The 20,975-nt window shown below is 55.7% G+C and carries 20 protein-coding genes; 15 read left to right on the top strand and 5 right to left on the bottom strand.

The annotated features are described in order from the left end of the window. Positions 1 to 3: 3 nt before the first annotated feature. The 3 genes from ACFPQ4_RS18575 to ACFPQ4_RS18565 all read right to left on the bottom strand — a co-directional run bounded on the left by ACFPQ4_RS18575 (position 4) and on the right by ACFPQ4_RS18565 (position 3,722). Positions 4 to 1,224 (bottom strand): Ger(x)C family spore germination protein, encoded by a 1,221-nt coding sequence (locus tag ACFPQ4_RS18575; protein WP_378113393.1) that lies wholly within the window; start codon positions 1,222 to 1,224, stop codon positions 4 to 6. Then, a complete protein-coding gene (locus ACFPQ4_RS18570; RefSeq protein ID WP_378113392.1) occupies positions 1,221 to 2,837 on the bottom strand; it encodes a spore germination protein in 1,617 nt (538 codons plus the stop codon). The genes ACFPQ4_RS18575 and ACFPQ4_RS18570 overlap by 4 nt, the downstream gene beginning before the upstream one ends. Before the next feature lie 132 nt (positions 2,838 to 2,969). Then, a complete protein-coding gene (locus ACFPQ4_RS18565) occupies positions 2,970 to 3,722 on the bottom strand; it encodes a Crp/Fnr family transcriptional regulator (protein ID WP_378113391.1) in 753 nt (250 codons plus the stop codon). Between the two features lie 244 nt (positions 3,723 to 3,966). Between ACFPQ4_RS18565 and ACFPQ4_RS18560 the strand changes: the two genes are divergently transcribed. The 8 genes from ACFPQ4_RS18560 (at position 3,967) to ACFPQ4_RS18525 (ending at position 10,991) form a co-directional block, all read left to right on the top strand. Beyond that, positions 3,967 to 4,416 (top strand): GAF domain-containing protein, encoded by a 450-nt coding sequence (locus tag ACFPQ4_RS18560; RefSeq protein WP_378113389.1) that lies wholly within the window; start codon positions 3,967 to 3,969, stop codon positions 4,414 to 4,416. Between the two features lie 78 nt (positions 4,417 to 4,494). Continuing rightward, on the top strand, positions 4,495 to 5,148 hold the full coding sequence (locus ACFPQ4_RS18555; RefSeq protein ID WP_378113388.1) for a response regulator transcription factor: 654 nt from the start codon (positions 4,495 to 4,497) through the stop codon (positions 5,146 to 5,148). After that, positions 5,141 to 6,262 (top strand): PAS domain-containing sensor histidine kinase, encoded by a 1,122-nt coding sequence (locus ACFPQ4_RS18550; protein ID WP_378113387.1) that lies wholly within the window; start codon positions 5,141 to 5,143, stop codon positions 6,260 to 6,262. The genes ACFPQ4_RS18555 and ACFPQ4_RS18550 overlap by 8 nt, the downstream gene beginning before the upstream one ends. Positions 6,263 to 6,431: 169 nt before the next feature. After that, entirely contained in the window at positions 6,432 to 6,956 is a 525-nt protein-coding gene (locus ACFPQ4_RS18545; RefSeq protein WP_378113385.1) for a DoxX family protein, read from the top strand. 68 nt (positions 6,957 to 7,024) lie between these two features. Further along, complete coding sequence (locus tag ACFPQ4_RS18540) at positions 7,025 to 7,537, top strand: gamma carbonic anhydrase family protein (RefSeq protein WP_378113384.1); 513 nt, start codon at positions 7,025 to 7,027, stop codon at positions 7,535 to 7,537. Between the two features lie 155 nt (positions 7,538 to 7,692). Further along, on the top strand, positions 7,693 to 8,205 hold the full coding sequence (locus tag ACFPQ4_RS18535) for an SRPBCC domain-containing protein (RefSeq protein WP_378113383.1): 513 nt from the start codon (positions 7,693 to 7,695) through the stop codon (positions 8,203 to 8,205). An 84-nt stretch (positions 8,206 to 8,289) separates the two neighbouring features. Further along, entirely contained in the window at positions 8,290 to 9,924 is a 1,635-nt protein-coding gene (locus tag ACFPQ4_RS18530) for a sigma-70 family RNA polymerase sigma factor (RefSeq protein ID WP_378113382.1), read from the top strand. A 158-nt stretch (positions 9,925 to 10,082) separates the two neighbouring features. Further along, entirely contained in the window at positions 10,083 to 10,991 is a 909-nt protein-coding gene (locus ACFPQ4_RS18525; RefSeq protein ID WP_378113381.1) for an Rpn family recombination-promoting nuclease/putative transposase, read from the top strand. A gap of 60 nt (positions 10,992 to 11,051) precedes the next feature. Here the strand turns inward: ACFPQ4_RS18525 and ACFPQ4_RS18520 are convergent, their stop codons facing one another. Beyond that, positions 11,052 to 11,816 (bottom strand): hydroxypyruvate isomerase family protein, encoded by a 765-nt coding sequence (locus ACFPQ4_RS18520; RefSeq protein ID WP_378113380.1) that lies wholly within the window; start codon positions 11,814 to 11,816, stop codon positions 11,052 to 11,054. Between the two features lie 127 nt (positions 11,817 to 11,943). On the opposite strand from ACFPQ4_RS18520, the gene ACFPQ4_RS18515 reads away from it, so the two are divergent. The 3 genes from ACFPQ4_RS18515 (at position 11,944) to ACFPQ4_RS18505 (ending at position 14,001) form a co-directional block, all read left to right on the top strand. Next, positions 11,944 to 12,774 (top strand): AraC family transcriptional regulator, encoded by an 831-nt coding sequence (locus tag ACFPQ4_RS18515; protein WP_378113379.1) that lies wholly within the window; start codon positions 11,944 to 11,946, stop codon positions 12,772 to 12,774. A 90-nt stretch (positions 12,775 to 12,864) separates the two neighbouring features. Beyond that, a complete protein-coding gene (locus ACFPQ4_RS18510) occupies positions 12,865 to 13,077 on the top strand; it encodes an MBL fold metallo-hydrolase (RefSeq protein WP_378113378.1) in 213 nt (70 codons plus the stop codon). Positions 13,078 to 13,377: 300 nt separating this feature from the next. After that, positions 13,378 to 14,001, top strand: coding sequence for a hypothetical protein (locus ACFPQ4_RS18505; RefSeq protein WP_378113377.1), 624 nt, complete (start codon positions 13,378 to 13,380; stop codon positions 13,999 to 14,001). Positions 14,002 to 14,348: 347 nt separating this feature from the next. On the opposite strand, the gene ACFPQ4_RS18500 is transcribed toward ACFPQ4_RS18505, so the two are convergent. Beyond that, positions 14,349 to 14,627: a hypothetical protein gene (locus ACFPQ4_RS18500; RefSeq protein ID WP_378113376.1), complete on the bottom strand. Its 279-nt coding sequence runs from the start codon at positions 14,625 to 14,627 to the stop codon at positions 14,349 to 14,351. Between the two features lie 394 nt (positions 14,628 to 15,021). On the opposite strand from ACFPQ4_RS18500, the gene ACFPQ4_RS18495 reads away from it, so the two are divergent. From ACFPQ4_RS18495 to ACFPQ4_RS18480, 4 genes are all read left to right on the top strand, one after another. After that, entirely contained in the window at positions 15,022 to 16,335 is a 1,314-nt protein-coding gene (locus tag ACFPQ4_RS18495; RefSeq protein ID WP_378113375.1) for an extracellular solute-binding protein, read from the top strand. An 88-nt stretch (positions 16,336 to 16,423) separates the two neighbouring features. Continuing rightward, positions 16,424 to 17,731 carry a carbohydrate ABC transporter permease gene (locus tag ACFPQ4_RS18490; protein WP_378113374.1) on the top strand — a complete coding sequence of 436 codons (1,308 nt, stop codon included), beginning with the start codon at positions 16,424 to 16,426 and terminating at the stop codon, positions 17,729 to 17,731. A gap of 1 nt (position 17,732) precedes the next feature. Beyond that, positions 17,733 to 18,575: a sugar ABC transporter permease gene (locus ACFPQ4_RS18485; protein ID WP_378113373.1), complete on the top strand. Its 843-nt coding sequence runs from the start codon at positions 17,733 to 17,735 to the stop codon at positions 18,573 to 18,575. 86 nt (positions 18,576 to 18,661) lie between these two features. After that, on the top strand, positions 18,662 to 20,956 hold the full coding sequence (locus ACFPQ4_RS18480) for a glycoside hydrolase family 31 protein (RefSeq protein WP_417288282.1): 2,295 nt from the start codon (positions 18,662 to 18,664) through the stop codon (positions 20,954 to 20,956). Positions 20,957 to 20,975: the final 19 nt, after the last annotated feature.

The raw sequence follows: 20,975 nt of genomic DNA, 5'->3' as shown, positions 1-20,975 counted from the left end.
GGGTCACGACTTTTCCAATAACGACTTGCCGCGCATGCCCGTTCTCCGAATAATGCCCCTGAAAGTTACGTTTACTTCCGCTTTCGCGAATACCGAGCCCCAGTCGTCTTTGACGGCGTTCCATTGCTTCGGATGGTGTCTCTGCAACGACATTCCGAAGCCGAAGACGTCCGCTTTGATCGCTTGGGCTTGCTTGACCGCGCGATGGATCTCCGATTTGACCGCATCCGACCATTCCCGTTCCAACTGCTGCAGGGTGTCGAGCTTCTCGATCGCAATACCGCATTTTACTTCTCCAACGTTGCTTTCGGCGGAGACGACGACGTCAACCTTAAGTTGCCCGTCCTTCATATACACTTTGTTCGATGTCCTGCTCTTAAGGATTTCGAGCGCCACGCCGTCGGGTTTGCCTCCGCACTCCAAATTCATGATCGTGCTTCCGATATGGTTTCCGACAAACATTAGCCCCCTCGCGCTCTCGTTTTCCAGCCAGTCTGCCAGCTTCCCTTCTCGGAACATGGCAATGTCGGAGATTTCGAGATGATAAGGCAGTTGAGATTGCTCCGTGCTTTTTTTCTGCGTGGCCGTTTTATCGTTCCCGATAAGCTTCAAACCGCTAATGATCGGTTCCGCGCCTGTGTTGATAAGTCTCCGGATCACTTCGTCGATCTCGATGACGGCCGTCTCGGACCATACCTTGGCGGAAAGCGTGCCTTCCCCTAGCAATGCGCTCGCTTGAAGCCGTTCCAACGGAACGTAAGTGCTTATCAGCTTGTCCGGCGGTGTTCCCCTTGCGACGAGCAGCATGGACGTTAACCGAACCTCGTGCGAACGCTCGAAAAAATCGAATACTTCTTCGATGCCTTCCTTAGCCAGTCTCTCTCCTAGCACGACGACCTGCACATGCGAAAAGAACAATTGCCGGGGGACTTGTTTCGAAGCTTTGCGAATGCCTTCGAACATCGTAGGCGCTCGAATCCCGTAGATGGAAAAGGGGGAGTCGTTGCCTCCGGTACCCGTGTGAGACAGCGCTCCGGGCATGACGACTTGGAATGCCAATTCGTAGTTATTAGAGTCCGGCACACGATCGATGGCCATCGCGGTGACGATAGCCAGCTTGTTCAGTTCACGGCTATTCCAACATCCGGAGACGGCTAGCAGGGATGCCAGCGATATGCCGGTGACGAGCGCGAGCTTTGCTAGTCGGAGCACCCGTGCCTTCATGGCTGTTCGGATCCCTTCTCGCCTGATGGGTTTAATTCGCCGGATGCAACGTGCGGGCCTTGACCGGGCGGCATTCGTTCGGTGGACTCGGCGACATCGCCGGGCCGGTATCTTTTGCTCCAATGCGGAAACCGAACGAATACGTCTTTCATCTGTTTGTACCTGAAAGGAACGGTCGGCGACAAGAACGCTACGCCGAACGATCGTAGCGAGTTCATGTGCGCGACCATCATGATCATCCCGAGCATGATGCCGTAGAAGCCGAGAAAGCCCGCCGCAAGCATGAACAAAAATCTTAGCATACGGGCGGTAATCGCAAGGTTATAAGACGGCATCGAGAAGTTGGCGATCGCGGTTATCGAGACGACGATGACCATGATCGGAGATACGATTCCCGCTTGCACCGCCGCCTCGCCGAGCACGAGCGCTCCCACGATCGAGACGGCTTGACCGACCGCGCGCGGCATGCGAATGCCGGCTTCCCGCAAAATTTCGAAGCTGGTTTCCATCGCGAAAGCTTCGACGAGAGCGGGAAACGGGACGCCCTCGCGGGCTCCCGACAAGTTAATGAGAAGAGGCGTCGGCAGCATCTCTTGATGGAACGTCGTCAATGCGATATAGGCGGCCGGCCCGAATAGCGCGATAATGAAGGCGACGTACCTGAGCAAGCGGACGAAACTACCTATGTCGTAACGCTGGTAATAATCCTCGGCTGCCGTGAAAAATTGAGATAGAACGGTCGGCACGACTAGCGCGAAAGGCGTTCCGTCGACGATGATCGCGACTCGACCTTCGATCAGATTGGCGGCGACGACGTCCGGCCGTTCGGTATTATAAATCGTCGGAAACGGAGACAGCCAATTGTCCTCGATGAATTCCTCGATATAACCCGACTCTAAGATCGCGTCCGTATCGATTTTGGCTAACCGCTTACGGACCTCGTCGACGATAGACGGCTTGGCGATTTTCTTGATGTACATCATGGCAACGGTCGTCTGCGTTACCGAACCGATCTTGATCGATTCGAATCCGAAGTCGGGGCTGCGGATTCTTCTGCGCACGAGACCGATGTTCGTCGCGATCGACTCCGAGAAGCTATCCTTTGGACCGCGGATGACGACCTGGGTACTCGCTTCGGACACGGCCCGCTTGTCCCCGCCCATCGTATTGCCGACAATGCATTCGTCCCAGCCCTCCACAAGCAAGACCGTCTTACCCATCAGCACCTCGAGCGTCATGGCTGTCCAGTCGGCGATCGCTTCGATTTGTCCTACCGCAAGCGCGTTGTCGCACACGTAACGAAATGCGGCTTCCGGTGAATCGACACCGGGTGGCGGTTCCGGTAAATCCGGAGACATAAGGGAACGGAAGATGAAGTTGTCGACCAATTCCTTATCCGATACGGTGTCCAGGTAAAAAGCGGCGACCGCCAGTGGTTTCGTGAGGCGCAAATTAAACCTGCGAACGACGAGATCGGGGCTTGTTCCTAGCTCCTCGTGGATTCGATCAAGGTTGGCGTCAAGGCGCGAGTCGAGCCGTTTCGATGACGAATTTCGGGTTGCGGTTCCTTTGGCTTTGCTTTTGCGGTCGGACGGTTCGCCGATCTTCCGCATACGTTGCTCTCCCTTCTCGCAAGCGCTCATGCGCGCGAAGCTCAAGTGGTTTCGCTTAGTATGCACCATTCATCCCTTTTTTTACCTATCCGACTTGAGGTGCCGCTAAATTGGTTTGGTCGTGGAGGGCTATCAAATGCTGCACACTTCCTTAGGGCAAGCGGGGCAGTCGGGGCAACCGGCAAGCTGCCGGAGAGCGCTAAGGTTACGGATGACGATGCGCCCGGGCTGCATGTCGATCGTGCCTTCGTCCTTCATGGCGTTAAGCATGCGATTGACGCTTTCGCGGGTCGTTCCGATAAACTCGGCCAGCTCCGTATTCGTCAGCTTCAGGCTGATGCGAATTCCGTCAGCGCAGGCTATTCCGTACGAGTTGGCCAGGCGGATGAGCGTCGAGGCAAGCGCGCCAGGCTTGCCGAACAGCAGCAGGTCGCGAAGCTTCGACTCGGATACGCGACGGTTAAGCGCCATCCAGTTCATAAAAGGGACGGCTATGTCGCCGTGCGCGGCAAGCAATGCTTCGAGATCTTTCCACGTTAGGATGCCGAGCTCGGCGTTGTCCATGACCTCCGCGCTATAACCGTGCACGGTATCTATGGCGCCGCCCATTTCCCCGATCAGATCGCCGGCTTGCAAGATCGACAGGATCAAGCTTTTGCCGTCCTCCGTCGTCTTCCGCAGCACGACTTTACCCGCTCTGATATAGATCAGCTTGCCGGTCGGTTCCCCTTCCCAGAACAAGCAGCTGCCTGCTTTTGCGCGTTTGGGCGTCATTAGAGCTTCCATAAGCGCGAATTGCGCTTCCGTCAGGAAGCTCGCGATGCCTTTCTTGTTCGTTGTCGTTCTAGTGGCCGGAAAAATCGCTAGCGCAGCCGCCGTTGCCATATTCGCCAACTCCTTCGTGTGCTTATGCGTTAATTGTACAATCGGCGTCGCCGTTGCGTTATCGGGGAGCTTCCTGATTATGGAGGAGGAATTCCCTTATTTTTCTGTGAGATATCTCACAACCGCAGCGCGATTCAGTGCATTCCCCGACCCGAAAATCAGGGAGTTCCCCGACTACGTTCGGACCGACGTTCCGTTACACTGAAGGTGGATGCGGTGCGCGGTCTGGAAAGGTGCGGATAGAATGAAGAATAGGGATTCGGAACAGGCGATATTGGAAGAGCTTGACGAGCTCGGCGCTGCGATCGCTTGCGATTGTTGCTGTTTCGGCGTACTCATGGGCGAAATGCGCGCGTTGCAGTGGGAACTGGCGTCCGGCAACGAGAATGAACGGTACGCGGCGATCGCGGAGCGCGTCGGGAGCGGGTTGTCCGGTACCGTCGTCAAGGTCGGGAGACCGATGTCCTTGCAGTTAACGGACCTGCTGGCGACTCGCCGATTGCACGAGTATCCGATTATGCTCGCGGAAGGGCTGCGTTCGGCATACGCGGTGCCGGTCATTGTAAAGCGGGAAGTCGTCGGCGTGCTGCTCGCCGGCGATCGCCAGAGGCGAATCTATCGGACGGAGGAACGCAAGCTCGTCGTGGATGCAGCGGAACGGATCGCGGGATGGATGGGGGAGCGGCTAGATTGATCAAGGTCAGGTCGGTCCGCACGGGCGTATGATAGAATAGGAACATAGGAATAGGCACTCGGCGAGGAGGCGCGAAGCATGATTCGTATATTGGTAGTAGACGACCACGCGGTCGTCAGATCGGGCTTGCATTTGCTGCTGAACGGCAAGCATGGCTTCGAGGTCATAGGCGAAGCGGCCGACGGAGACGAAGCGATCGCGAAAGCGACGGAGCTGCGTCCCGACGTCGTGCTCATGGATTTAAGCATGCCGCACGGCAAGGACGGATTAACGGCGACGGCGGAGCTTAAGCGACAGTTGCCCGACACGGCCGTGCTGATCTTGACGATGCACGACGATGAAGGCTATTTGTTCCGGGCTATTCATGCGGGAGCATCGGGTTATATATTGAAAAGCGCGCCGCATGAAGAACTGCTGACGGCGATTCGGCATATCGCGGCCGGCGATGCTTACTTGTACCCGACCGCGACGAAACGGCTGATGGGCGATTATATGGAGCGAATGAAGCGCGGGGAGCATACCGGCACTTACGAGTCGTTGTCGGAGCGCGAGAAGGAAATTTTGGCGAAGGTCGCGCAAGGCTACGCGAACAAGGAAATCGCCGAGCAGCTCGTCATCAGCGTCAAGACGGTGGAGACGCATAAGAGCAATCTGATGGAGAAGCTGGACTTGAAGACAAGACCGGATCTCGTCAAATTCGCGATGAAGAAGGGGCTGTTGAACTTTGAGTGAGCGAGACTTAAGCGGGCGGTACCCTTCCGACAATATCGCGGAATACGTAGAAACGTTAGTCTCGCAGTTGGAGCTGCAAATTCCCGATCCGGCGTTCAGGGAGCTGTTGCAACGTTCGCTTAAGCAGCTCGCCGACGTCAAATTCGCGCTCGACGAAGCATCGATCGTCGCCGTTACGGATCGCAAGGGAAAGATCCAATACGTGAACGATAAGTTTTGCGAAATATCCGGCTACTCGCGCGAAGAGCTGATCGGACACGACCATCGCGTCGTCAACTCGGCTCATCACGACAAAACGTTCATGAGCGAGCTATGGGCTACGATCTCTTCGGGACGCGTGTGGCGCGGTGAGATTAGAAATCGAGCGAAGAACGGCGGGTATTATTGGGTAGATACGACGATCGTGCCGTTCGTGGACGGCGAGGGGCGCCCGTATCAATATTTGGCTATCCGCCACGAGGTTACCCGGCTGAAGGAGACGGAAGCGCAGCTTCAGTCGATGATGACGCAGATGATGCACATCCAAGAGGAAGAGCGCAGGCGGTTTTCGCGGGACTTGCACGACGGGATCGGACAAAGCTTGTTTTCTCTGAAAATATCGCTGGACCGCATGCTCTCCGAAGGCAAGGATGCGGGGTTGGAGCAGCTCGGCCGCGAGGTGTCGCAATTAATGGCCGAAGTGCGCGGACTCGCCTGGGAGCTGCGGCCGTCCGTGCTGGACGATCTCGGGATCGTGCCGGCGCTTCGCACGTATATCGACAACTTCGAGCGGCATTACGGCATTAAGGTGCGCTTCGATAACGAGCTGCGCAAGCGGCCGAGCCTGCTCGCCGAGACGACGATTTACCGGATCGCTCAAGAGGCATTGACGAACGCGGGCAAATACGCCGGCGTATCGGAAGCCGCCGTGAGGCTCCGCAGTTTGGGCGACACGATCGAGGTCACGATAGCGGACGGCGGCAAAGGCTTCGCCCAGGCGGAAGCGGGACGGGGAGTCGGCTTGTTCAGCATGGAGGAGCGCGCGAGGGCGGTCGGCGGCGAGCTGCGCATCGTCTCCTCGCCGGGTCAGGGCACGACAATCGTGCTGAAAGTGCCTTCGGGAAGAACGGAATAGAATAGCTTGTAATCACGAGGACCCGTCGGGCAGTTGCGACGGGTCCTCTTTTGCGTAGGATGCGCCTTTTTCGTTAACGTGTGATCATCTTCACATTCAGGAGCTTCGGTTGGCTTCATACTGAAGGCGTAAGGAAAAGATAACCGATTCCCGAAGGGAGATGGCCATTATGGTCATGAAAGCTTGGAGAGCAAACGTATGGGCGGCCGTAGCGATAACTTTGATAAGGATATACGTCGGCTGGCAATGGTTGGACGCGGGATGGCACAAGCTGACGGGCGGGTTCGATGCCGGAGGTTTCCTCAATGGCGCGGTCGCTAAGCCGGTCATCGACAGGGCGACGAACGAAGCGCAGTTTCCTAACTACACTTACTTTCTTCATCACGTCGCCTTGCCGAACGTTAAGATTATCAACGTATTGATCCCGGTCGGCGAATTTCTGATCGGCGTCGGGCTCATCCTGGGCGGACTTACGCTCGCTGCCGCGTTCTTCGGCATGATGCTCAACTTCCTGTTCCTGTTCGCGGGCACCGTAAGCACGAACCCCTGGCTGCTGATGCTCGGCATGATCGTCTTCGTCGCTGGAGCCAATGCCGGACGCTTCGGAATCGACTATTACTTGAAGCCGCTGCTTCGCAAAGGCTGGGCGAGGGTTGGGCATCGAGATGGAAAGGGGAAGCTGACCGCTCAATGACCGGCTTAACCGACGACTTATGATAAAATAGAGGAAAGTAACGGTTAGGTTCAGGAGGTCGGTCCAATATGCAATATCCTTTAAACGGACATACGCCGAGGGTAGATCCTTCGGCGTATGTTGCGCCAGGCGCGCACATTATAGGACAAGTTACGATCGGGAAACGTTCCTCCGTCTGGTTCAATTGCGTGCTACGAGGAGATTCGGATACGATCGATATCGGCGCCGGCGTAAACATTCAGGACGGGACGATCTGCCATATAGACGAAGGAGTGCCGCTTCGCGTAGCGGACGATGTAACCGTCGGTCATCGGGCGATTCTTCACGGATGCACGATAGGCAAAGGTGCGTTGATCGGCATGGGCGCGATCGTTATGAACCGAGCCGAGATCGGCGAATATGCCTTGGTCGCCGCGGGAGCACTAGTGCCGGAAGGCGCGAGCATTCCGCCTCGAGCGCTTGCGCTGGGTTCGCCGGCAAAGGTCGCGCGGATGTTATCGGACGCGGAAGTCGAGAGGTTGGCGAACACCGCGCAGGGATACGAACGTAGGGCGGAGCTTTACCGGGAAGCTGGGATCTAGTCGTATTCGTTTCGATGAATAAGATGCGACGAGTAGAGGGAACCTCGAATGGTTAGTGCTTAACTGTTCGAGGTTTTTTGTGCTTTAAATATTCCTTGACAGGAATATACCTGAATGAGTATATTAAAATCATCGATTAGAGGAGGTTGTCCGTCATGACGATGGGAACTAGCAGTAATAACAGCGTAAATACCGAAATAGGCGAATTGGATCTCATAATAGACCGGATTTTCAATGCGCCGCGCGAGTTGGTATGGAAAGCCGTGACCGAACCGGAGCATGTCTCACGCTGGTGGGCGCCGTACGAATACACGATTCCGGTGTGCAAGATCGATCTGCGTCCGGGGGGATTGTGGCATTATTGCATGCGTTCGGCCGAGGGCGAGGAGCATTGGGTGAGAAGCGATTACCGCGAAATCGTGAAGCCGGAGAGGCTCGTCTACACGAGCTTGTTCTCGGATGCGGACGCGGTTCCGAACGATGTCATTCCGGAGCAATTGAATACGATGAAGCTGTTTGAGCAGGAAGACGGCAAGACGAAAATGATCGTACAAGTGCACTTCGACAAAGCCGAAGATTTGAAGTTCACGGTCGAGGCGGGTATGGCCGAAGGCATGACGAACGCGTTCTTGAAGTTAGACCTTTTGTTGGCGGAAGCGCAGCAATAAAACGTATACGAAAAACCAAATTCAGCCAACCGATCGTCATTATCGGCTACTTATAAGGTATACGAACATCAAAGGAGCCAGAGCATGACACACCGTACCCCGTCGGACGATGAACTGCTGCGGCGCTACTCAAGGCAAATTTTCGGCTTCGCGTTATCTAGAACCGCTCACGATCAGAATGCGCAGGATTTAACCCAAGACATCATGCTGGCATTGCATCGGTCGCTTCAGAGTGGCAAGCAGGTGGACAACATGGACGCATGGGTCCGCACGATCTGCCGCTATACGTGGAGCAATTATTTAGCTAAAGAGAAGCGACATTGGCGCCTTGCCGACTTGGACGAAATCCCGTCAGAACGGGTACTTGACATTGGGGCGTACGAAGACGAATCGGACGATTTGCTCGTCCGATTGCGCCGCGAGGTCGCGTATTTATCACGCTTGCATCGGGACATCACGATTCAATACTACTATGAGCGGAATAGTGTGGAGCGGATCGCCGATAGGTTGAACATAGCCGCGGGTACGGTGAAGTGGCATCTCTTCGAAGTTCGTAAAAAGCTGAAGGAGGCCATAAGCATGGAAACCGCCGAACACCTAAGCTTCAAGCCGATTCGGATGAACGTCGGTCATAGCGGATCGCCGGGTCCGAACAATGAGCCGAATAGCTATTTTACATCATTGCTAGCGTCGAACATTTGCATCGCCATTTACGAGAAGCCGCTAACGGTCGAAGAGATCGCCCGTCAGTTGGGTACTGCGAGCGCGTTTATCGAGGACGAACTGCGGAAGCTGGAACGGTCGGACTTGGTCAAGCAGAAAAGCAAGGGCAAATACCAGACGAACTTTATTATTGAGACGATGCGGAGCTTGGCGGACGAGACTGGCTATTTCAAACTCAAGGCGGAGACGCTAGCGAGGCCGATATTCGATTGTGTGGCGGACAACTTAGAAGAGATTCGCCGAATCGGTTTTCATGGTTCGCGATCAAACGAAGCGTTCTTGCTCTGGGCGTTGCTGCCGTATGCGATTTGGAAACAATACTATCAGGTGAAGGATGAATCGTACTATGAGCGATATGCGCCGGACGAGAAGCCGGACGGCGGTAAATATATCGTGAACGCTTCGATACTCTACGATGACGAGGCGTACATTCGAGACTTGCCTGATCGCGAGATTGTTCGGAAATACGGATCCAACGGTATTAAGACACGTGATAGCGAGATGTACGGTTCGCTGCAAATCGAGTCTTATTGGTCGGGTATGACGTGGAGGGATTTCAACGCGCCTGACGTTGCGGACATGGCTAGAATCATCGAGCTGATCGACAGCGGCGAAGCGCATAACGAACACGACAAGCTACTGATCAGCCGATTGGCGGCAAAAGGATTCGTCGCTGTAAATGACGGAAAGCTCGAATGTCTCGTGCCGTTCTTCGGCGCGGATCAATTGGGCGAGTTGCATCGGGTATTGGATCGTGCGTTTGATAAGATCGGGTTTAAGGAAGAGCTGGATCGGATTTACGAGGATACGGCGGTTATTGCCCGTAAGCATGCCCCGTCGTTCATCTCCGATAAGGAGATTATGTACAAAGCTTCGGTCGACGGCTTGACGCTGATCTTCGCTGTACTCGATTATTTGGAGCGATGCGGACTGCTGCCTCTTCCGGCGGAACAGGAAAAGATCCGACTGACGACGCTGATGTGGCAATTGGGGTAATATTCGTAGTTGAACATGAGTTGTTCTCGTTGACAGGTCGGACCGCTTTCGCTATCGTAAGGATATAAGCAAGATTCGGACGCGTAGCACGCGCCGCTTACCCCTAACTGGGGTGGGCGGCGTTTTTGCGTTCAAAAAAGAAGAGAGGAGGCATGCCTATGCATAGAGAAGACTCTTCTACAGCGATTCCCCACGACGAAGCGTTCAAAAAACTGCTTCAGACGTTTTTCGCCGAATTCATCGCTCTGTTTTTTCCGGAATTGGACAAGCTGCTCGACCATAGTCAGACGCGGTTGCTCATGCAAGAGCTGCTCGTCGATATCGTCGGGGAGGAAGCGCGCACCCTGGACCTGTTAATCGAAACGCGTTATCGGGAGACGGACGCGTTCGTGCTCGTTCATCTGGAACCGCAATCGTATCGGCAGGAAGATTTTGCGGAGCGCATGTTCATCTACTTTAGTCGGTTGTTCGAACGACATCGCAAAGCGCATAGTTTAATTATTCCGATCGCGGTGTTCACGACGGACGACGGATGGGCAGGGCCGGATCATTTTGAAATGTCGATTGCCGGGACCAACATTGTCCGTTATCAGTATTTGAGCGTATCTCTCCGTAAGCAGGACTGGCGTAAGTTCGTCGCTTCCGACAATCCGATCGCCGCTGCGTTGCTAGCCAAAATGGGATATAATAAGAAAGATAAAAGAGAGTTGCGAATCGCATACTTACGGATGCTATTGCGTTTGCGGGGACGGTTGGACGATGCGCGAATGGCGCTCATCATGTCCGTCGCGGACTTATATTTCGAACCGAGCAAGGAAGAGGACGAATCGATCCTGCGAGAGTGGCTAAACCACGAATCCGATAAAGGGGAGATCTTAATGGAATTGATGCCTGCGTGGAAGCGTTGGGGAATTGAAGAGGGCATGGAACAAGGCATGGAAAAGGGCCGCGAGGCAGAGAGACGCGTCATCGCGCTCCGCATGCTGGATAAGGGAGCAAAGCCTGAAGAAGTGGCGGACATCCTCGGCGTGTCGATCGAAGAGATCATGAAGCTGCGTCAATCATAAACAATCCAATCCATCTTACAACGAAGCGGAGAACCAATCGGAACTCCGCTTTTTTTATTGTTATATTTTCGCCAGCACATCCGCCTTGAACTGCTCGAGCGCCGTGTCCGTGTCGATCGTGTACCCGCACTCGAGGCCGACGTAACCGTCGTAGCCGGTGCCTTTGATCGCGCGCAGGATGTTAAGATAATTCAGCTCGCCCGTCCCAGGCTGATTGCGTCCGGGATTGTCCGCGATATGGTAATGGTTGATCCGGTCGGCGTAACCGACCGCGTTGCGGATGACGTTGCCTTCGGTTACCTGCTGATGGTAGACGTCGAAGACGAGCTTCACATTCGGGCTGCCGACCTGGTCGATTACGGAGACCGACTCGTCCGAGCGTTGTAGGAAATGTCCGCGATGATCGACGAGTCCGTTGAGCGGCTCGACTTCCAGGACGATACCGGCTTCCTCGAACAGCGGGGCGCAACGCTTCAGCGTCTCGACCATCGTCTGCCGCTGTACTTCGCGCGATACGCCGTCGATCTCGTTGCCGGTTTGCGAGATGACCGAGCGGACGCCAAGCCTTTTACACGCCTCGATCGTCTCCCGAATGCCCGTCATATAAGCGTCTCGGAGGGACTCGTCCACCAAGCTGATAAATTTCGTGCAAGTCGCGCTAAAGCCAACGCCGATTCGCTCTTGTTCTTTCGCGACGCGGTTAAGATCCCGCAAATCCCACCAAGCGTAATACTCGAGGCCGTGGAAGCCGTGCTCCTTAATCTTTTCAAGGTGATAGATTTCGTCTTTGCCCGCGTAGGCGCCTATGCATAAGGAAATTTTCATCGTCAACCGCCCGCTCCGTGTGATTTTACGCAACTTTCGGATTGATTGTAATCCAGACGGAATGGGATTGGTATATAATAAAAGCCATCTCGCATATCGCAAAATGAAACAAGGGGCGCATCGGTCCATGCAATACGGCAGACACTTCGTGACGACGGAAGGGGACAAGCGGTTACCGCTTCATCTGACCAGCGTCGGGTACGACGAGCATCAGGTCGTCATTAACCGGGAGGAAGGCTTTCCGACCTTTCATTGGCTTCATACGGTGAAAGGCGTAGGCGAATTTACCGCTAACGGGCAGACGGTCAGGATGCAACCGAATCAAGGCATTTTGCTCAAGCCGGGCGTCCCGCATAGTTACCGCGCGGAATCGCCGATCTGGTCGATATGGTATTTGACGTTCGACGGTGCGCTCGCTAATCCGATTACTGCATCGTTGGACCTTCAGCACATGCAGCTCATCAGTTGGGCTTCGGATTGCGAGCTCGCGCGGATTCATGAACATTATAGCGACAAATGCCGCTACAGCTTCGATTTCGCCGGTATTAACGGGTCGCAAGAAGTGTATGCATTCCTCGCGCAGCTCAAACGGTTCGGCCAAATAAGCGGTCAACAATCGTTATCCAAAGGGCATGAACGGTTGACGCCGATCTATATGCTAATAGAGGAGACATACGGCGATTCGGGGCTCGGGCTTGCGCAAATGGCGGAGGCGCTCGGCGTCAGTTCTCAGTATTTGAACACTCTTTTTCGCCAGAGCTGGGGAATGAGCCCGTATCAGTATTTGGTACAGTTCCGCATCCAGAAGTCTAAGGAATTGCTCGTCGCGGATCGACATCGCACGGTGAAGGCGATCGCGGGCGACGTAGGATTCCAGGACGATAGCCATTTCGTTCATACGTTCCGCAAGCTGACCGGGATGACGCCGGTGCAGTTCCGGTTGCAGTACGGGGAATAAGCGCATCAGTCGAATTAGCGTTAATTGTCGGCGAATCGCATAGATCTCATTGTAATTATCCATTTTAGGAGGGGGAGTTACAGTGAAGTCGTGTCCGAAGGCCAGAAGCAACGACGGTTAACGGCTTCCCCGGGCATCATGAACAAGCTCTTATTCCGTATTTTTATCGGTAACGGCGCAGGGGCGGTCGAACAAGTCGCGGTGGACGGTTATTTGAAGGATAATGAACCGCTCGAGTTCGCGGAAGGCTGGACTGCGATCTCGATCCCTGGTCATTGTCTGGGTCAAATGGCGCTGTATTAGAAGGCGAACGGAGGCGTGTTAATTGCCGCGGACGCCACCGCGAACGTGATGGGACTGAACGTAAGCATCGGGTACGAAAATTTGGACGAAGGGACTCGGTCGTAGCAGCGGCTCGGAGAGCTCAATTTCGAAGTCGCGTGCTTCGGGCACGGCAAGCCGATCCTGAAGGAAGGTTCGCGCAAGTTCCGGGCGAAGTAGCCCCGTCGATAAACGCAAAGGAAATATTGGCATCGGAACTTGTACATATGCGAAGTAGACTCCGACAAGGCTGGAATGTTAGAATTAGGCGGGTGATTAACAATGACGAACGATACGAAGAACGTTCCCGACAATGGCAATTCTACGGCCATCCCAGACGAGAAAATGAAAGAATTAGTCAACGCCGTCCAACATAACGGCCTCGTCGCCTTAAGAATGCGCTTCGACGAAGTCGATGGGCAAGTGATGATGCACGAAGTGTATGGACCGATCTTCGTATTTCGAACGAAAGATGAATCGGGAGATAGTTACGCGTGCGGATTTTTCCTCCGCGAGCTGATCGCTAAGTTCCAGGGCGGAGGCGATCCTTCCGAATGGTTGGCATCGTTCTTCTACGAATTGATGAAAGTTAAAGGCGGACGGTTGCTTCCGCATCCTCCGCAAACCGAAGACGAGGCGAAGGCGATCATCGATAAAGCGCTCGTTCCGGCTTGCATCGCGGCGGTCAAAGAAGAATTCGCGCCGGAGGAAGTGCACGCGGGCCTCGATTGGCACGACGAGCACGGACCGGTATTCGAAACGGGCTTCCCCGCGATTTCGGACGGCAACAACGTATGCGCGTTCCCGCTGCATGTGCTGATGGCGCATTATTTGCTTAATCGCGAGCCATCCGAGTTGCTGATTCAAGGCTTGTACCGCATTCGGGAAGAGCATGGAATGAACTAACATTTGTGTGATAATAGTGTGAATTAGAGAAACCGAGAACAGCGCGCTTCGTTGAAGCGCCTCTCTCGGTTTTTTTGTGCGCCGCTGTAGCATCGTGGGGCGAGGGTGCAGGAGTAAAGTGAGTTGTTGCGTCGATGTAGCATCGTGGGACAAGGTTGCGGGAGTAAAGTGTGTTGTTGCGCCGCTGTAGCATCGTGAGACGAGGTTGCAGGAGTAAAGTGTGTTGTTGCGTCGGTGTAGCATCGTGAGACGAGGTTGCAGGAGTAAAGTGTGTTGTTGCGTCGGTGTAGCATCGTGGGACGAGGTTGCAGGAGTCAACACCATCAAATCGCCGAACCAACGGCTTCTCAGACTGCTGAACCGTCGCATACCGCCAATCCGCCGAACCAACGGTCTCTCAGACCGCTGAACCGTCGCAATGCCACCAATCCGCCGAACCAACGGTCTCTCAGACCGCTGAACCGTCGCAATGCCACCAATCCGCCGAACCAACGGTCTCTCAGACCGCTGAACCGTCGCAATGCCGCAAATCCGCCGAACCAACGGTCTCCGAGACCGTTGAACCGTCGCAATGCCTCCAATCCGCCGAACCAACGGTCTCTCGGACCGTTGAATCGCCGCCACACCGCAAATCCGCCGAACCAACGGTCTCCCAGACCGTTGAACCGTCCCTATCCCGCCTATCCGCCGAACCAACGGTCTCTCGGACCGCTGAACCTTTCCCACTCCAATACTCACTCCCCCCGCACCACCATTCCACCGAACGCCCACCCACCTTCGCCCGCCCATTTTCCCCCCACCTTGCCCTAACTCCCCCGAAGCACTCTCACCCAACCGCACGCGCCCGCCAACTCACAAAGTCACAATCTTAGCCTTTCAGGTCACGAGGTTGGTGGAGGGCATGCCGCTCCCGGCCCTACAATTAGACTCAAGAACCACGGCAAAGAGCCGAGGGGCGACAATACTAACGGGTTAATAGAGAAGGGAGTTCTATCATCCATGTACATGAGAAAGAAGACTATGGCTACAATCAGCAGCCTGCTGATCCTAGCATCGACGCTCGCAGCATGCGGTAGCAACAACAACGACAAAGACGCGGCAAACAGCCCGTCGGCAACGACTCCGGCAAGCTCCCAAGCGGCATCCGAAACGCCTAGCGAATCCGCATCCGCTACCCCTGAAGGACCAGCGAAACCAGCCGAGCTGACGATCTGGCCGGACGACAACGCAGACAAGCTTGCGATCATCGAAGCCGCGGCGAAGAAGTACACCGAGCAAACCGGCATCAAGATCAACATCAAGCCGGTCGCGATGAACGACCAGCCTGACGTGCTCGCGCTCGACGGTCCTGCCGGCAAAGGCCCGGATTTGTTCTACCAACCGGGTATCGGCGCCCTCGTGGTCAAAGGCATTGTGCAGGAAATAAAGACGACGGACACGGTTAAAGAGGCCTACACGCCAGAAGCGCTCCAAGCGCTTAGCCAAGACGGCGTCCTGTACGGCATCCCGGCCGTAATCGAAACGTACGCGCTATTCTACAACAAGAAGCTCGTGCCTACGGCTCCGGCGACGATCGCCGACCTCGAGAAAATCATGGCGGAACAGACGGACGCGAAGAAGCAACAGTACGGCTTCCTGTTCGAAGCGGCCAACTTCTACTTCGCATGGGGCTTCCTCGGCGGCAGCGGCGGCTACATTTTCAAAGACAACGGCGGCAAATACGACATCAACGATATCGGCCTCAACAAAGAAGGCACCGTTAAAGGCGCAACTCTCATTCAGAGCTGGTTCAACAAAGGCTACCTGCCGAAAGGAATCAACGGCGATATCGTCGGCGGCCTGTTCACGCAAGGCAAAGTCGGCGCGGTCATCAACGGCCCGTGGGCGGTTACGGACTACAAGAAAGCGCTCGGCGACGACCTTGCGGTAGCTCCGATCCCGACGCTCGAAGACGGCTCGCACCCGACGTCCTTCATCGGCGTCAAAGGCTGGATGCTGTCCAAGTTCTCCAAGAGCCCCGAGTGGGCGTCCGACTTCGCGGCGTTCCTCACGAACGAAGAGAACTCGCTCGAGTACTTCCAGAAGACGGGCGAAGTGCCGCCGGTCAAAAACGTCCTGAACAACCCGATTTTGACGGGTGACCCGATCGTAGCTGGCTTCTCCGGACAAATCCAATACGGCTTCCCGTTCCCTACCGTACCTGAGCTCGACCACGTATGGGATCCTATGGCGAACGCGCTGAAGTTCATCACGGAAGGCAAAGACGTTCAGAAGTCCTTGGACGACGCGGTAACGGCAGTTAACGACAAGATGAAGATGGCTGGCGCCAAATAACGATACCGCTACAGCGGGTTGAAGCGAAAAAGGGGCTCTTGGCAGTCCCTTTTTCCTTACCTGCACAGCGACGGAAGGTGAAACACACATGCAGACGAGCAACGCGACCTTACAACCGGCAGCCGCCGCTAATAACCGATTCAACCCGAAGACGGCTTTACTGCTATCGATCGTCCCGGGCTTGGGACAACTGTACAACCGCCGCTGGATCAAAGGCGCGATCCTGTTGATCTTCGGCCTGAGCATCATCTTCTCCCTGACCGTTCCTCTGGCGCATGGCATCGCGGGTCTCCTAACGCTCGGCGACACGCCGGACGAAGACGACTCCCGCACGATGCTAGTGGCGGGTATTCTCTCCCTGATTACGACGATCATCCTTCTCGGTCTATATACGCTTAACCTGCTGGACGCCTACAAAGACGCGAAAAAACGGCAAGAGGGCTTTCGCAAGCCTTCCATGAAGCAAGCGTTCCATGACAGCTACGAGCACGGCTTCCCTTATTTCGTCGTCGTGCCTAGCTTCATCATGATGGCGCTTGTCGTCATTTTCCCGCTGTTATTCATGATCTCGATGGCGTTTACGAACTACAACCTGTACAATTCGCCGCCCGCGCACTTGCTCGACTGGGTCGGTTTCGCGAACTTCAAAGAACTGTTCACCGAGGCGGTGTGGACGAAAAGCTTGCTCTCCGTGCTCGGCTGGACGATCGTCTGGACGCTCGTCGCCACGACGCTGCAGATCGTGGTCGCCCTGTTTCTCGCCGTCATGGTCAACGACAAGCGCGTCAAGGGCAAGAAGCTGATCCGCACCGTGTTCATCCTGCCGTGGGCGGTTCCGTCGTTCATGACGATTCTCGTGTTCGCGGCGATGTTCAACGATAACTTCGGGACGATCAACCGCGATATTTTTTCCCACTTCGGTGTCTTGATTCCGTGGTTGTCGGACCCGTTCTGGGCGCGAGTCGCCATTATCGGCATCCAGGTGTGGCTCGGGTTTCCTTACGTATACACGCTGTTCACCGGCGTGCTGCAGAGCACTTCGAAGGACTGGTACGAGGCGGCAGACGTGGACGGAGGCAGCCGGTGGGCGAAATTCCGCTATATTACGCTGCCGCACGTCATGTACGCGACCGCACCGCTGCTGATCATGCAATATTCGGGTAACTTCAACAACTTCAATCTAATCTATCTGTTCAACAAGGGCGGTCCGCCGGTGCCGGGACAGAATTCAGGCGCCACGGACATTCTCATCTCGTGGGTGTACAGCCTGACGTTCAAGGAAAACAACTACAAGATGGCCGCCGCGATCTCCATCATCATGGGCATCGTCGTCGCTGCCTTCGCACTCTATCAATTCCGCAAAACCCGTTCGTTCCGAGAGGAGGGCATGTACTGATATGAAGCACTCGTTGAAGTCCGCTCTCGAAGTATCGGGCATCTATATCGTCATCCTGTTCATGTTCGTCATTATCCTGTACCCGCTGCTCTGGGCGTTCAGCATCTCGCTCAATCCGGGCACGAGCATGTTCAGCCTGAAAATGTTTCCTGACAACTGGTCCCTCGAGCATTACAAGACCCTGTTCACCGATCCGAACAGCGATTACGTGCTTTGGTACAAAAACACGCTGATCGTCGCAACGGCCATCTGCGTATTCTCGGTCGCGCTCGTCTCGATTCTCGCTTACATTTTCTCGCGGTTCCGGTTCGTCGGCCGCAAAAATACGATCTACCTGTTCCTGTTGCTTCAGATGTTCCCGGTGCTCATGGGGATGGTGGCGATCTACTTGCTTCTCAATCTCGTCAACTTGCTGGATACGTTCACGGGACTTATTCTGCTCTACGTGTTCGGCGGGCTGCCGATGAACGTGTTCCTGGTCAAAGGGTACTTAGACACGATTCCGCGCGACCTGGACGAGTCGGCGAAAATGGACGGCGCCGGTTACATGACGATTTTCTTCCGCATTCTGCTGCCGCTCGCCCGGCCGATCATCGCGGTCGTCGCCTTGTTCACGTTCATGGCGCCGTTCTTCGACTTCTTGACGCCTCGGATTATTTTCCGCGATCCGGAAAATTTCACGCTGGCGCTCGGGCTGTACAACCTCATTAACGACAAGTTCGCGAATAACTTCACGTTATTCGCGGCGGGCACGATGATGATCGCGATTCCGATCGCGACGGTGTTCCTCATTCTGCAACGGTTCCTCATCTCCGGTTTGGCGGATGGAGCTACCAAAGGGTAAACGACGAAAACACGGCAAGCATCGGAAAGATACAGCAAGCTACGGAAGGTTACGGACAGCACATAAAAGGCGAAAAGACGGAGGCAATGAACTTGGATAACAGCTTGGCAATACACCCGGATCAATATACGAAGGGCATTGCCGCGGAAGGCTTCACCGACATCGGGTCGGTGAAGGCTTTTGCGCGGCTGGCGGGCGGCGAGTTTCGTTTTACTTGTACGGGCGGCGTCGTATCGGTTCTGTTCTATGGCAATCGCGTCGTGCGAGTCGCCATGGGCGTTGGCGGCGGCGCGCCGGAGCTTAGCCGCGACAAGCATGTGCTTGTCGGGAAGCCGGAGGCGGTAGCGGTTGAAGTGGCAGAGCGGGATGACGCGGTGGAATTGACGACGGCTGCTTTGCGGGTAGTGGTTAGGAAGGCGCCATTGCGCGTCTCTTACTATGATGCGGTGACCGGCGAATGGCTTGCTGGAGAAGGCGAGCGCGGCATGATGTTCGGCTCGAAGGGCGAAGTCGCCGCGTATCGGACGATGCTGCCGGAAGACCGCTTCTACGGCTTCGGCGAGAAGGCGGGTTTCCTCGATAAGCGCGGCGAGAAGCTGTCGATGTGGAACACCGACGTGTACGCGCCGCATAACCCGGAGACGAGCGAGCTGTACGTCTCGATTCCTTTCTTCCTAACGCTGCGGGGTGGCCGCGCGTTCGGCACTTTCCTGTTCAACACGTTCAAGACGTCGTTCGATTTGAGCGGGGATTCCGAGTACCGGATGCACGCGGACGGCGGGCAATTGGATACTTTCGTTTTCGCGGGGCCGTCTGCGAAGGACGTGGTTAGCCAGTATACGGCGCTGACGGGACGCGCGCCGATTCCGCCGAAGTGGGCGCTCGGCTATCATCAATCGCGCTACAGCTACGAGACGGACGGCGAAGTGCGCGAGCTGGTGCGCGCGTTCAAGGAGAAAGGCATTCCGCTCGACGCGGTATACCTGGACATTCACTACATGAACGGCTATCGCGTGTTCACGTTCGATAAGAGCCGGTTCCCCGATCCGGCAGGTTTGATTAAAGAGCTACGAGAGTCGGGAATCCGAATCATCCCGATCGTCGATCCGGGCGTGAAAGCCGACCCGGAGTATCCTGTGTTCCGAGAAGGAGCGGCGGGAAGCCGCTTTTGCGGCTTCGCGGACGGCAGCTTGTTCTATGGTCAAGTGTGGCCGGAGAAAAGCGCGTTCCCCGACTTCACTGACGGCCCGGTTCGCGAGTGGTGGGGCGACTTGCATGCGTTCTATGCGGACAAAGGCATCGAGGGCATCTGGAACGATATGAACGAGCCTTCGGTGTTCAACGATTCGAAGACGATGGATCTCGACGTGCTGCACAAGAACGACAGCCAACCGGCGACGCACCGCGAGCTTCACAACCAGTACGGGTTCTTCATGTCGAAGGCGACGTACGAAGGAATGGCGCGGCAGATGGCTGGACGCCGTCCGTTCGTGCTCACGCGGGCCGGCTTCTCCGGTATTCAGCGATACGCGGCCGTCTGGACGGGCGACAACCGCAGCTTCTGGGAGCATCTCGAGATGAGCGTGCCGATGTGCCTGAATCTCGGCTTGTCCGGCGTGCCGCTGTGTGGCGCGGACGTGGGCGGCTTCGCGCACGATTCGAACGGCGAACTGCTCGCGCGTTGGACGCAGGTCGGTGCGCTTATGCCGTACTTCCGCAACCATAGCGAGATGAAAGCGATCCGTCAGGAGCCCTGGGTGTTCGGCAGTGAAGTCGAGGACGTGGCGCGCAAGTACATTCAGCTTCGCTACCGTTGGCTGCTGTACTTGTACACGCTGTTCGCGGAAGCGAGCCGGACGGGCGTGCCCGTCATGCGCCCGCTGTTCATGGAATTCCCGGAAGACGCTTCGTGTTATGGAGTCAGCGATCAGTACATGCTCGGTTCTCAGGTGCTCGTCGCACCTGTCGTACGGCCGAACGTGTTGAAGAGACTTGTGTACTTGCCTGCGGGCGATTGGGTTAACTATTGGACGGACGAGAAGGTTGCGGGTGGCGCGCATGTGATTGTAGATGCTCCGCTGGATACGTTACCTATCTTCGTTCGCGCGGGTACGGTGTTGCCGCTCGCGACGGCTCGGATGAATACGGAGCAGCCGGTGGAAGCGCTGGAGCTGCATGTATACTTGTCTGCCGACGGATCGGCGGAAGGTACTGTGTACGAGGACGACGGCGTTACTTTCGCACATGGCGAAGGCGCGTGGTACGAGGAGAAGCTCACCGCAACGCGCTTGGGTTCGGGTGAAGTCGAGGTGCGATCAAACGTCGTACATGGTGGATACGAGCCGGGATGGGGCGAACGCAGAGTCGTCGTGCACGGCTGAAAGTAGGCTTTTGGCAATG

The sequence above is a fragment of the Cohnella yongneupensis genome, from assembly GCF_042655785.1.
Lineage (GTDB): Bacteria > Bacillota > Bacilli > Paenibacillales > Paenibacillaceae > Cohnella > Cohnella yongneupensis.
This window is presented reverse-complemented; position numbering and strand designations above follow the sequence as displayed.